The organism is Endozoicomonas sp. ALD040 (genome assembly GCF_049275945.1).
GTDB lineage: Bacteria > Pseudomonadota > Gammaproteobacteria > Pseudomonadales > Endozoicomonadaceae > Endozoicomonas_A.
Genome location: NZ_CP184829.1, coordinates 5,593,285 through 5,605,414 on the forward strand (window position 1 = coordinate 5,593,285; position 12,130 = coordinate 5,605,414).

The following is a 12,130-nucleotide window of genomic DNA, read 5'->3' on the forward strand; positions in this document are numbered from 1 at the left end:
AGAAGGCCTGAAGTTATGAACATTGCCTATCGCAAACCATTACGGGGAACTCAGCTGGATTATTTTGATACTCGTGCAGCCGTCGAAGCGATCCAGTCTGGTGCCTACGCAACTTTGCCATATACTTCCCGGGTTCTGGCTGAGCAGCTCGTTCGTCGCTGTGACCCCGAAACCCTGACGGACGCCCTGAAGCAAATCATAGAACGTAAGCGTGAGCTTGATTTTCCCTGGTATCCAGCCCGTGTCGTGTGTCATGACATTCTCGGCCAGACGGCTCTGGTTGATCTGGCTGGCCTGCGTGATGCGATTGCCAAACAGGGAGGTGATCCTGCCGAGGTTAATCCGGTTGTTCCCACGCAGTTGATTGTTGACCACTCTCTTGCTGTAGAGTTCGGAGGCTATGATCCGCAAGCTTTTGAAAAGAACCGTGCCATTGAAGATCGTCGTAATGAGGATCGCTTTCATTTTATTGAGTGGACCAAAACGGCTTTTAAAAATGTTGATGTTATCCCGGCGGGTAACGGCATCATGCACCAGATTAATCTGGAGAAAATGTCTCCGGTGATTCAGGCCCGTGATGGTGTCGCTTATCCGGACACCTGTGTGGGTACAGACAGCCATACGCCTCATGTTGATGCTTTGGGTGTTATTGCAATGGGTGTTGGTGGGCTGGAAGCTGAAACGGTTATGCTCGGGCGTCCTTCCATGATGCGTCTTCCAGAGATTATTGGTGTTGAGCTATCAGGCAAGCGCCAGCCCGGTATTACCGCAACCGATATTGTTCTGGCCATAACAGAGTTCCTGCGTAATGAGCGTGTTGTTTCTTCTTACCTCGAGTTCTTTGGTGAAGGTGCTGCGGATCTGACTATTGGTGACCGTGCCACTATTTCCAATATGACACCGGAGTTTGGTGCTTCTGCGAGCATGTTTTACATTGATGAGCAAACCATCGACTATCTAAAGCTTACAGGGCGTGAGCCGGAGCAGGTGACGCTGGTTGAAAATTATGCCAGGACAACCGGGCTCTGGGCTGATGATTTGAAAACTGCTGAATATGAGCGTGTACTCAGGTTTGACCTGTCCACTGTTGTTCGTAATATGGCGGGGCCATCAAACCCTCATCGTCGTCTGCCCACCTCTGAGCTGGCCAAGCGTGGCATTGCTGTAAATCTGGACAAAGCTCAGGCCGAAGAAAAAGCCGGTCTTCTGCCCGATGGTGCAGTGATCATTGCTGCGATCACCAGCTGTACTAATACCAGCAACCCTCGCAATGTTGTGGCTGCGGGCCTTGTTGCCAAAAAGGCGAATGAACTGGGTCTGGTGCGCAAGCACTGGGTTAAATCCTCTTTTGCGCCAGGCTCCAAAGTTGCCAGACTCTATCTTGAAGCGTCTGGTTTATTGCCTGAGCTTGAGAAACTGGGTTTTGGAATTGTCGCTTATGCCTGTACGACCTGTAACGGTATGAGTGGTGCCCTGGACCCGGACATCCAGAAAGAATTGATTGATCGCGACCTCTACTCTACAGCGGTATTATCTGGTAACCGAAACTTTGACGGCCGTATCCACCCCTATGCAAAGCAGGCCTTTCTGGCTTCTCCGCCTCTGGTAGTGGCATATGCCATTGCCGGTACCGTTCGTTTTGATATAGAAAAAGATGCACTCGGGACAGATAAATACGGCAATGTCGTCACTCTGAAAGACATCTGGCCAAGTGATGAAGATATTGATGCGATCGTTGCTGAAAATGTGAAACCAGAGCAGTTTAACGAAGTTTACATCCCTATGTTTGATCTGGATAGGGTAGAAGAAGCCAGTAGTCCGCTTTACGACTGGCGTCCAATGAGTACTTATATCCGTCGCCCTCCTTACTGGGAAGGAGCGCTGACTGGTGAGCGAACACTGAAGGGTATGCGTCCTCTGGCACTTTTGGGTGACAACATTACTACCGATCACCTGTCACCATCGAATGCCATTCTGGCGAGTTCTGCGGCTGGTGAATATCTGGCGAAAATGGGATTGCCTGAAGAAGATTACAACTCCTATGCCACACACCGTGGTGACCATTTGACCGCGCAGCGAGCGACCTTTGCTAATCCGAAACTGCTCAACGAAATGTGTCTGGATGACAGAGGCGCGGTGAAACAGGGTTCCCTTGCCCGTATTGAGCCTGAAGGTAAAGAAACCCGTATGTGGGAAGCGATTGAAACCTACATGAATCGCAAGCAACCACTGGTTATTGTTGCGGGTGCCGACTATGGCCAGGGGTCGTCCCGTGACTGGGCTGCGAAAGGGGTTCGTCTTGCCGGCGTTGAAGCTATTGTGGCTGAAGGTTTTGAACGTATCCACAGGACCAACCTGGTGGGTATGGGGGTTCTGCCACTTGAATTCAAGGATGGCACTACCCGTAAAACTCTGGGTCTGGACGGTACTGAAACTTATGATGTTCTGGGTGAGCCTGCTCCACGAGCGAATCTGACGCTGCTGATTCATCGTGCCAATGGTGAAACCTTGGAAGTAACTGTGACCTGTCGCCTTGATACACAAGAAGAAGTTTCTGTATACGCTGCTGGTGGTGTACTACAGCGATTTGCCAAAGACTTTCTGGAGGGCAAATAAGAATGTCGCATGTGCCTCAGATCAGGATACCAGCCAGTTATATTCGGGGTGGCACCAGTAAAGGAGTCTTCTTCACTCTGGAGGACCTCCCTGAGCGGGCGCAGATTCCCGGCGAAGTCCGGGATAACCTGTTGCTGCGGGTGATTGGCAGTCCCGATCCTTATGAAAAGCACACTGATGGAATGGGCGGGGCTACTTCGAGTACCAGTAAAATTGTCATTCTTTCTAAAAGCCGTCAGCCAGATCACGATGTGGATTACCTGTTCGGCCAAGTTTCCATTGATAAGCCTTTCATAGACTGGAGTGGCAACTGTGGCAACCTGACTGGTGCTGTCGGTGCTTTTGCCATCAGTAGAGGTCTGGTTGATCCCCGCCGTGTTCCGGAGAATGGTGTTTCCATGGTGCGCATCTGGCAGTCCAACATCAAAAAGACCATTGTTGCCCATGTGCCTGTCATCAATGGGGAGGTTCAGGAGACTGGGGACTTTGAGCTGGATGGTGTGACCTTTCCGGCGGCAGAAATTCAGTTGGAGTTTCTTGATCCAGCCGACGGCGATGGCGTTATGTTCCCAACGGGTAACCTGATTGATGATCTGGAAGTTCCCTCTCATGTTATAGAGAGTGGGACGCTGAAAGCTACGTTGATTAATGCGGGTATTCCAACCATTTTCCTGAATGCGCAAGAGCTGGGTTACTCCGGAGTCGAGTTGCAGGAAGCCATCAATGGTGATGAAGAGGCAGTGGCACGTTTTGAAACCATTCGTGCTCATGGTGCTGTCCGGATGGGGCTCATTGACCATGTAGATGGAGCTGCAAAACGTCAGCACACTCCCAAGGTTGCTTTTGTCGCCAGGCCTGCCCCATATACCACATCCAGTGGTAAAGAGATCAAAATGGATGATATTGATCTATTGGTGAGAGCCTTATCCATGGGCAAGCTTCACCACGCCATGATGGGAACTGCCGCAGTAGCCGTCGCCACTGCAGCCGCTATTCCCGGAACATTGGTAAACCTGGCTGCAGGTGGTGGTGAACGCAATACGGTTCGTTTCGGGCACCCTTCTGGCGTCTTGCGAGTTGGCGCGGAAGCTGCCCTGGAAAAGGGAGGCTGGACAGCGAAAAAAGCTATTATGAGCCGCAGTGCCCGGGTTCTGATGGAAGGCTGGGTAAGAGTCCCCGGGGATTCTTTTTAATTTGACAATCAAAACTCCATCGAATGTTACTTCAGCCGTCGTTTGAGGTGAGCAAGATCCATAATACGAGTAGAAATTTCTTCAACAGAGTAATCAGTACTGTTGATGTAGGGAATACGTTCCTTGCGATAAATCTGCTCAATCGTATGGATTTCAAACTGACATTGCTGGCTGGATGAATAGCGTGAGTTTGGCCGTCTTTCGTGGCGAATACCAGCCAGACGACCGGGATGAATCGTCAGGCCAAACAATTTGTCCCTGTGTGGCTGCAAGGGTTTGGGGAGCCTGAGCGGTTCATCCAGATCTTCTTCTGTGATCGGATAGTTCGCTGCGAATATGCCAAACTGCAGGCCCAGGTAAATGCAGGACGGGGTTTTACCACTTCTGGAGGCCCCCAGCAGAATAATATCTGCCTTGTCATAATTTCTTGTTTTTGCACCGTCATCATTATCAAGAGCGAACTGAACAGCTTCTATACGTCGGTGGTAAATGTGGCTGTGAGTTGTGGAACGTTTTTTGCCCGTTCTATAGAGGGGGTGTTGGCCGAACTCATGCTCAAGACCCGGCAGAAAAGTTTCGAAGAGGTCTATTATATAAGCACCACTGGTGTGGAGTATGCGACTGACGTCTTCATTCAGAACTGTCATGAAGACGACAGGTCTTATCTGTTCTACTTTGTGAATGCTGTGAATCTTTTCAATCAGCTGAATGGTTTTTACAGTGGAATCTATATAAGGGAAGGTAACATGTTGAAACTCATAGCCTTCAAACTGCGCGAGGAGACTCTGTCCGAACGACTCTGCAGTGATTCCTGTGCCATCTGAGACGAAAATTGCCGTTCTTTTCACTTTTTTTCCTTCAAGGTATTTCATTTTATAACAAAATCTAACATAGTGTACCTACCGTAACACGGAAGCGATAGGCTGGACTGAATCTGGTATAACAGACGTTTGTCTTTTGTACAAAAAAGCCAAGAGTTGGCCATAAGCATACAAGCACGCCTGGCTAACCGAAACAGCCATAAGCAGATAGAAAAGAGCGGGGAATGCTGCTTTGAATAATTTTGTAGTAGGCCTGGAAACTCTGGGCATGGGAGACGTCGAAAAAGTCGGCGGCAAGAACGCCTCTTTAGGCGAGATGATCAGTGGCTTAAGCAAGGCCGGGGTAAAAGTCCCGGGTGGTTTTGCAACAACGGCCGAGGCTTATCGGGACTTTCTCGATGGCAACGGACTTTATCAAAGAATTCATAGCCTGTTGGATGACCTGGACATCAATGATATACGGGCGCTGACCACTGCTGGCGCTAAAATCCGTCGCTGGATTATGGAGGAACCTTTCAGGCCGGAACTGGAAGAGTCCATTATTAAAGCTTACCAGTCTCTTTCCGGGAGTGATGACCTGCCAGTAGCGGTCCGCTCGTCAGCGACTGCGGAAGATCTTCCCGATGCCTCTTTTGCAGGTCAACAAGAGACTTTTCTGAATATTCGCGGTGCAAAAAACGTGCTGATTGCTGTTCGCGAAGTGTTTGCCTCGCTCTTTAACGATCGTGCTATTGCTTACCGTGTTCATCAGGGCTTTGATCACAGGAATGTAGCACTGTCTGCCGGTATTCAGAGAATGGTGCGCAGCGAGACCGGTTCTTCCGGGGTTCTGTTCTCTCTGGATACAGAGTCCGGTTTTGATCAGGCCGTGTTTATTACGGCTTCTTACGGTTTGGGTGAGACAGTTGTTCAGGGTGCTGTTAATCCGGATGAATTTTACGTCTATAAGCCTGCTGTCAAAGCTGGACGTCCCGGTATTCTGAGACGTACTCTGGGCAGCAAGGCGATCAAGATGATCTATGGCCACAGCGGTTCGGCAGGTCGTTCGGTAGAAACGGTAGATGTGGATCTGGATGCCAGAGGGCAGTTTTCAATCAACGATGAGGATGTCACTGAGTTGTGCCGTCAGGCCATGGCTATTGAAGCGCATTACGGTTGTCCAATGGATGTTGAATGGGCTAAAGATGGTGATGATCAGCAGCTCTACATTGTTCAGGCTCGTCCTGAAACTGTACAAAGCCAGAGCAGTGGCAGAAAGCTGGAAAGCTTCATCCTTAAAGAGAAGGGCGAATTGCTGGCTGAAGGTCGCAGTATTGGCCAGAAAATCGGTCAGGGTAGAGTTCGCCTGATCGAAGATATTGATGAGATGGACAAGGTTCAGGAAGGCGATGTTCTGGTCACTGATATGACTGATCCTGATTGGGAACCAGTTATGAAGCGGGCTTCTGCCATCGTGACTAACCGGGGTGGCAGAACCTGTCATGCAGCCATTATTGCTCGTGAGTTGGGTATTCCTGCGGTTGTGGGTTGTGGCGATGCGACCTTCAGGCTCAGGGAAGGTACTCCTGTAACCGTTTCTTGTGCAGAAGGGGATACCGGTTTTATATACGAGGGCCTTTTAAACTTCGAGCACAAGGTTCGTGATCTGGATGTCATGCCGGAGTTGCCTTTCAAGCTGATGATGAACGTAGGTAATCCGGATCGTGCTTTCAGTTTCTCTCGTACACCCAACAAAGGTGTAGGTCTGGCAAGACTTGAATTCATCATCAACAAAATGATTGGTGTGCATCCGAAAGCCCTGCTGAATTTTAACAAGCTGCCTGTGGATGTGAAGCGACAGGTAGGTGAGCGCATATCAGGCTACAGCAGTCCGGTAGACTTTTATGTTGAAAAACTGGTTGAGGGAGTCTCCACCATTGCGGCCGCCTTTGCACCGGAAAAGGTCATTGTTCGTCTGTCTGACTTCAAGTCTAATGAGTACTTCAATCTGGTGGGTGGTCACCTCTATGAGCCCAATGAAGAGAACCCAATGTTGGGTTTCCGGGGGGCATCACGCTATATTTCTGAAGATTTTCAGGATTGTTTCGAACTCGAATGCCGGGCTATGAAGCGGGTGCGTGATGAAATGGGGCTGACCAATGTTGAGCTGATGGTACCTTTTGTCAGAACCCCGGAAGAAGCGGGTCAGGTCGTTTCCATCATGGAGAAGTTTGGCCTGAAGCGAGGTGAAAACGGTCTTCGAGTCATCATGATGTGCGAGTTGCCTTCTAATGCGTTGATGGCCGATGACTTCCTGCAATACTTTGATGGTTTCTCCATTGGCTCTAATGATATGACTCAGCTGACATTGGGTCTGGACAGGGATTCTGGCCTGATAGCCCATCTTTTTGATGAGCGTAATCCTGCTATCAAGCAGTTATTGTCGATGGCTATTCAGGCTTGTAGAAGGCAGGGTAAGTATGTGGGTATCTGTGGACAGGGTCCGAGTGACCATCCTGACTTCGCCAAATGGTTGATGGAAGAGGGTATAGAGACTGTATCTCTTAATCCGGATTCTGTGCTGGAAACCTGGCTGTACCTTGCTGACAATGAGTCTCAATAGCGATGAGCCATAAATGAAGCCCGTAATGCGGGCTTCATCATTTCTCTTTATATTCACTATTCACTTCCTTTGTCTTCTTCACTTCATTGATTCCTGTACACTTTTTGTCGGCAAACCTTGTTCATAAAAGAAGGAAAAAAGAATGACTCAGTTTACTACCCCGGATCTTTGTGATGATTTTCCTGAAAAGATCTCCGTTGTTGAACCGGGTTTCAGAAACTTTGGTGGCGTTAATGCTTTTCATGGACAGGTCGTGACCTTGAAGTGTTTTGAAGATAATTCTCTGGTTCGTGAGTGGGTAGGGCAGCCGGGAGAAGGCAGAGTGTTAGTGGTTGATGGCGGTGGTTCCATGCGCAAGGCCATGTTGGGCGATATGCTGGCAGAGCGTGCCGTTGAAAACGGTTGGGCAGGCATTATTATTTATGGCTGCATCAGGGATGTCGATATTATTGCCGATTTACCGCTGGGTGTTCAGGCGCTGGGCTGTCATCCCATGAAGACAGATAAAAAAGGCGTGGGTGAAAGCAATCTGGTCGTCTCTTTTCACGGTGTTGATTTTGTACCTGAGGGCTATGTTTACGCCGATAATAATGGAATTCTTTTCTCCCGAGAGCAGTTGATATGACGCAATCTTGAAGGAGGGTTGAAAAAAGCCTGCTGTTAGATCACACGAAAGGATGGTTGGGTCATCAATGAATGATCATAGCGTATTTTTCAATATCAATGTTTCCGCCTGAAGCGATGATTACAGTTGTTTTTCCCCTGAACTTTTCTGAGTGCTGCAATAGTGCCCCGAGTCCAATAGCGCCACTGGGCTCGAGGATTAGCTTCAGTTTGGAAGCCGCAAATCGGATGCCTTCGTGAACAAACTCTTCATCAACGGCCAGGCCGGCGACCTTTGAATTCTGTATGATTGAGAGATTCTTTTCCCCCGGGCTTAAAGCTTGAAGGGCATCACAGGAGCTGAATAGTTTGCCATCTGCTCTGGCGCGCTGCCCCTCTTCAATCGACAAAGTCATTCCTTCGTACCCGGAGGGTTCAATAGCCAGCACTTGGGTATCAGGGTAGTTCACAGTATTAAAAACCATGCTCGAACCGGCGGCCAGGCTACCGCCACCGGTCGGGCATAACAGGAAATGGCAGGTCTCTCCCATCTGTTCAAGTTGTTCGGAAGCTTCCATGGCGACAGCTGACTGACCCTGAATCAGAGTAGCATCATCAAAAGGGTGAAGCAGAGAGTAGTCATGCTGCCGGGAAAGTCTAACGGCCTCTGCGGCGGCTGCCTCCTCTCTGGATGGTTCGGATTGGTAACAGAGTTTAACGTCTGCACCATGGGCGCGGGCACTTTCTATCTTGTTCTTCGGGGCATCAGCGGGCATAACAAGGTGAACATCAATGCCCAATATCTCGCCTGCTGCAGCCAGTCCTCTGGCAAAGTTGCCGGAAGAATAAGCAATAACGCCTCGTGATTTCTCGTGTTTAGTGAGTTTTAGTAGTCTGTAGAGGGCTCCCCTGAATTTAAACGCGCCGGTTTTTTGCAGAGACTCAGCTTTCACAAATACTTTGCCTTGGACCCTGGCTCCCAGTTCTTCACTGGGAATCATAGGTGTCTTTCGAGTGTAGCTCTGCAGGCTTTGATAGATTTCCTTCAGGGTTTTTAAGTCAGGGATAGGCATAGAGGTCGGCATAGGGGTTCCATTTTGTACAACTCAGTACAGAATAGACACAATGAAGGGGGAGGGAGTTCCTATCGGTATGGAAAATGGCGTGCAACAAGAAACAGCTCTTCATCCGTTGAAGATGAAGAGCTGTTACAGGTACTAAAATTTGTCAGAAAGCTCCAAAATTTCCCACAATCAATTAAGGCACTATCGGTTCTTCTGGATCACGTGTGTGATGTGGTCAAAGTATCCTGTCCCAACTTCTTTCTGAGGGCATGAAAAGGTGTAGCCTCGTTCAAATGCAGCCTGCTCGGGTTGCTGAACCATTTCTGCGTAATGTTTCATGCCCTCTCCCTTACCGTAGTGATAAGCCAGATCAAACATGTTGTGCCACATACTGTGGATACCTGCCAGTGTGATGAACTGGAATTTGTAACCCATCTCACTTAGTTCATCCTGGAAGCGGGCAATGGTTTTATCGTCCATGTTCTTTTTCCAGTTAAAGGATGAAGAGCAGTTATAAGCCAGTAGTTGATTCGGGTATTCGGAACGAATAGCCTGGGCAAAGGTTCTTGCTTCGTCCAGATCCGGTGTCTCTGATTCATACCAGAGCAGGTCGGCAAAAGGTGCGTAAGCCAGTCCCCGGGCAATCGCCTGTTCAATACCCTTGCGGGTGCGATAGAAGCCTTCTTTGGTTCTCTCGCCGGTCAGGAAAGGCTGATCATAGTCATCGATATCAGAGGTGATCAGATCAGCTGTGCTGGCATCGGTTCTTGCCATAAGCAAAGTCGGAACTCCAGCGACATCTGCGGCCAGTCGAGCAGAAATCAGTTTGTCAACAGCTTCCTGGGTAGGAACAAGAACTTTTCCTCCCATGTGTCCGCACTTTTTGACAGAAGCCAGCTGGTCTTCAAAGTGAACACCCGCAGCGCCAGCTTCGATCATGCTTTTCATCAGCTCGTAAGTGTTACGGACTCCACCAAAGCCATCTTCACCATCGGCAATGATGGGAGCGAACATATCTCTGTATCCTGTATCGCCTGGTTCGATACCATTTTTCCATTGGATCTGATCTGCTCTCATGAAGCTGTTGTTCATTCTTTCGATTAACGCCGGTACCGAATCTACCGGATAGAGAGATTGATCGGGGTACATGGAGCTGGCCGAATTATTGTCGGCAGCCACCTGCCAGCCAGACAGGTAAACGGCTTCCAGTCCCGCTTTAACTTGCTGCAGTGCCTGACCCCCTGTCAGAGACCCCAGACTGTTTACGTAACCCTTGCGTGACTTGTTTTCATAGAGTAGAGTCCAGAGTTTCTCTGCTCCCATTTGTGCAAAGGTATTTTCTACCTTAATGGAACCGCGCAGACGGACGACATCCTCAGCTTTGTAGGTGCGTTTTACATTGGCCCAACGAGGATTTTCTGACCAGTCCTGTTCGATACGGGCAATCTCTTCAGCGCGATTATAAGTTGACATTGTATCGCCTCTCCTGAAAATCAAACGGTTGTTTGTCAAGGCAATTTCAATCTATAACAAAAGATAACAAACTTGATAATTTATTATGGTTATAGTGAATATTCTCATCAAAAATGTCACAATATCCTTCCCTTGCCACTACATAGTTGGCTCTTTTACTGAAAAACTCTTCTTTATAACCGGAAAGTTAATGTCACAAGACTTCCGGAAGCTTTAAAGCAGTATTCTCTGGATTCAGGTGTCCTGAAGTGTCATTCAAAGAGCTTGCTGCTGCTTATAGCAATAAATGGGGCGTTTTTCAGGATCAGAGGATTGTTTGACTTTGCAGCAGGGGGATAACTATTCTTGGCCATCTGGCGAACCGCTTCAGGATGTAAACAAAAAATATGAACTTGGCTCGTGTTGATCTGAACCTGCTAGTGTATCTGGATGTGCTTCTGCGTGAAAGAAGTGTCACTAAAGCGGCTGAGCAACTGGGCATAACCCAGCCAGCGATGAGTAACGGGTTGAAAAGACTCAGGAGTTTGTTTAATGACCCTCTGCTGGTAAGAACCAGTGAAGGCATGTCTCCAACAGAGAGGGCTCTTGCCCTGAAACCCCAGATTGCAGACGCTTTGAAACTTTTGGAGCAGGCTCTTCTGCCCAGGGATGCCTTTAATCCTGGAGAGAGTTCCAGGGTGTTTCGTGTTATGGCCAGTGATTATTCAGAATCCACTGTCATTCCCATGGTGCTGAAAAAGCTCAGAGCTGAGGCTCCGGGGATTACTCTCGATATTCTCACGCCCAGCGATGTGACCTTTCATGATGTGGAGCATGGTCGTGTTGATATGGCCATTAACCGTTTCAGTCATATGCCGCAATCTTTTCACCAGTCATTGATCTGGGAGGACTCTTTTTCCTGTGTCCTGAGTCGCGACAATCCGGTTATTGGTAATTTCACCCTTGATAGTTATCTTTCCGCGCAGCATATATGGGCAAGTAAGACAGGTATGGGTGTCGGGGTGGGTATTGACCCAAAAGATGTTCAGCAACTCGGATGGGTTGATGAGGCGTTGTCGGCTATTGGTCACAAGCGTGACATCAGGGTCCTGACGAGACATTACCAGGTAGCCATGCTGCTCTCATCCCAAAATGACCTTATTGCGACTCTGCCCAGTAAGTTGGCTGAATTGCACCGCCATGAAGATGAGCTGGTGGTTTTGCCGCCGCCGTTTGAGATCCCCCCAATCCAGCTTCGTATGGCATGGAGTCCGTTGTTGCATCACGACGCCGGGCATAACTGGCTACGGCAGGTCATCAAAGCTACTACACAACAAACCAAGCCGGGTGACGACCCTGTTTGATAACAAATGATAATTTATGTGAAATAAGTGGTCTATCTATCTAGAAAGTTGTGTTAACTAGTGTTAATCTCTGATTGCCTTTGAGCGATGGCGGGTAGCTAAGTGCTTTGCCTGTCGAAGTCCTGATAATACCCAAACGAGACCCACCGGAAGGTAAGATAAAATGAACTGGTTAACACAACTGAGCACAGAGCACACGCTTTACCCTGTGGCTGATGAATGTATTGAAAATACATCAGAAAGTTACTACCTGATCATCGCTGAGCAAAAGCAGGAATCACATCCGGACGATTGAGTTTCAGAATCCAGAAAAGCCGCCGTTGTGCGGCTTTTCTGTGCATAAGCTTTGTTAATAATTGCTATTTATTGAAAAAATATCATATATAACTGAGTTGAATTGGTCATCACCTGTCGG

9 protein-coding genes are annotated in these 12,130 nt (G+C 48.6%); 6 read left to right on the forward strand and 3 right to left on the reverse strand.

The window, feature by feature from the left end:
- Window positions 1-15: 15 nt before the first annotated feature.
- Both acnD and prpF read left to right on the forward strand, forming a co-directional pair.
- Window positions 16-2,616 (forward strand): Fe/S-dependent 2-methylisocitrate dehydratase AcnD, encoded by a 2,601-nt coding sequence (gene acnD / locus ACOJUN_RS20165; protein WP_422133676.1) that lies wholly within the window; start codon window positions 16-18, stop codon window positions 2,614-2,616.
- A 2-nt stretch (window positions 2,617-2,618) separates the two neighbouring features.
- A complete protein-coding gene (gene prpF / locus ACOJUN_RS20170; protein WP_422133677.1) occupies window positions 2,619-3,809 on the forward strand; it encodes a 2-methylaconitate cis-trans isomerase PrpF in 1,191 nt (396 codons plus the stop codon).
- 26 nt (window positions 3,810-3,835) lie between these two features.
- Here prpF and ppsR read toward each other — a convergent pair whose 3' ends face one another.
- Complete coding sequence (gene ppsR, locus ACOJUN_RS20175; RefSeq protein ID WP_422133678.1) at window positions 3,836-4,657, reverse strand: posphoenolpyruvate synthetase regulatory kinase/phosphorylase PpsR; 822 nt, start codon at window positions 4,655-4,657, stop codon at window positions 3,836-3,838.
- Window positions 4,658-4,862: 205 nt separating this feature from the next.
- On the opposite strand from ppsR, the gene ppsA reads away from it, so the two are divergent.
- Together ppsA and rraA are read left to right on the forward strand one after the other, a co-directional pair.
- The gene (gene ppsA, locus ACOJUN_RS20180) at window positions 4,863-7,232 is read left to right on the forward strand and encodes a phosphoenolpyruvate synthase (protein WP_422133679.1); all 2,370 of its coding nucleotides are present in this window, start codon (window positions 4,863-4,865) and stop codon (window positions 7,230-7,232) included.
- Between the two features lie 142 nt (window positions 7,233-7,374).
- Window positions 7,375-7,857, forward strand: a complete 483-nt coding sequence (gene rraA / locus ACOJUN_RS20185; protein ID WP_422133680.1) for a ribonuclease E activity regulator RraA — start codon at window positions 7,375-7,377, stop codon at window positions 7,855-7,857.
- 64 nt (window positions 7,858-7,921) lie between these two features.
- On the opposite strand, the gene ACOJUN_RS20190 is transcribed toward rraA, so the two are convergent.
- On the reverse strand, window positions 7,922-8,920 hold the full coding sequence (locus ACOJUN_RS20190; RefSeq protein ID WP_422133681.1) for a threonine ammonia-lyase: 999 nt from the start codon (window positions 8,918-8,920) through the stop codon (window positions 7,922-7,924).
- A gap of 180 nt (window positions 8,921-9,100) precedes the next feature.
- Window positions 9,101-10,372 (reverse strand): isocitrate lyase, encoded by a 1,272-nt coding sequence (gene aceA, locus ACOJUN_RS20195; RefSeq protein WP_422133682.1) that lies wholly within the window; start codon window positions 10,370-10,372, stop codon window positions 9,101-9,103.
- A 386-nt stretch (window positions 10,373-10,758) separates the two neighbouring features.
- Between aceA and ACOJUN_RS20200 the strand changes: the two genes are divergently transcribed.
- Both ACOJUN_RS20200 and ACOJUN_RS20205 read left to right on the forward strand, forming a co-directional pair.
- Window positions 10,759-11,715 (forward strand): LysR family transcriptional regulator, encoded by a 957-nt coding sequence (locus ACOJUN_RS20200; protein ID WP_422133683.1) that lies wholly within the window; start codon window positions 10,759-10,761, stop codon window positions 11,713-11,715.
- Between the two features lie 163 nt (window positions 11,716-11,878).
- Window positions 11,879-12,010, forward strand: a complete 132-nt coding sequence (locus ACOJUN_RS20205; RefSeq protein ID WP_422133684.1) for a hypothetical protein — start codon at window positions 11,879-11,881, stop codon at window positions 12,008-12,010.
- Window positions 12,011-12,130 lie beyond the last annotated feature (120 nt).

Bases quoted from the DNA above. Each gene is read 5' to 3' on its own strand.
- acnD (WP_422133676.1), top strand. From the start codon at position 16: ATGAACATTGCCTATCGCAAACCATTACGGGGAACTCAGCTGGATTAT.
- prpF (WP_422133677.1), top strand. From the start codon at position 2,619: ATGTCGCATGTGCCTCAGATCAGGATACCAGCCAGTTATATTCGGGGT.
- rraA (WP_422133680.1), top strand. From the start codon at position 7,375: ATGACTCAGTTTACTACCCCGGATCTTTGTGATGATTTTCCTGAAAAG.
- ACOJUN_RS20190 (WP_422133681.1), bottom strand. From the start codon at position 8,920: ATGCCGACCTCTATGCCTATCCCTGACTTAAAAACCCTGAAGGAAATC.
- aceA (WP_422133682.1), bottom strand. From the start codon at position 10,372: ATGTCAACTTATAATCGCGCTGAAGAGATTGCCCGTATCGAACAGGAC.
- ACOJUN_RS20200 (WP_422133683.1), top strand. From the start codon at position 10,759: ATGAACTTGGCTCGTGTTGATCTGAACCTGCTAGTGTATCTGGATGTG.
- ACOJUN_RS20205 (WP_422133684.1), top strand. From the start codon at position 11,879: ATGAACTGGTTAACACAACTGAGCACAGAGCACACGCTTTACCCTGTG.